Origin of the sequence: Mycobacterium simiae (genome assembly GCF_008370645.1) — a bacterium.
Classification (GTDB): Bacteria; Actinomycetota; Actinomycetes; order Mycobacteriales; family Mycobacteriaceae; genus Mycobacterium; species Mycobacterium simiae_A.
In genome coordinates, this window is sequence record NZ_VTZN01000544.1 from 1 (window position 1) to 422 (window position 422).

1 pseudogene is annotated in these 422 nt (G+C 77.0%); it reads left to right on the top strand.

Annotated elements, in window-relative coordinates:
- Nucleotides 1-408, top strand: a pseudogene (locus tag F0Q45_RS28425) (hypothetical protein); the annotation flags it as partial.
- Between the last annotated feature and the right edge of the window lie 14 nt (nucleotides 409-422).

Below are 422 nucleotides of genomic sequence, written 5' to 3' on the forward strand. Positions count from 1 at the left end.
GCCGCCCGCCACCAGGCCGAACAGGACCACCAGCGGCTGCAGGCAAGGCTGGACGCCGCCGAGGCCGCGCGCCAGCACGCCCATGACGAGGCCGCGGCGACGCGCCTCGAGCTCACCGCGGCGCAGGCGCAGGCCGCCGCGGCCCAGGAGGCCGCGGAGCGCGAACGCGACACCGCGCAGACCACCCGGGCCGATCTCGACGCCGCGCGCGCCGAGATGCGCGCCGAGCGCCAGGCGCTGCACGCAGCACACCAGGAACAGATCACGCAGATCCAGCGCAATGCCGATCAACGCGTCGAGGCGCTTGGCGAGGCGTTGGCGGCCCTGCGCGCACAGATCCCGGCGTCGCCGACCGCCGCCCAGCCGCGTGCGGGCACCCGCTCGTCGCGCAAATCCCCGCCACCATGAGGCGCCGGCGCCGC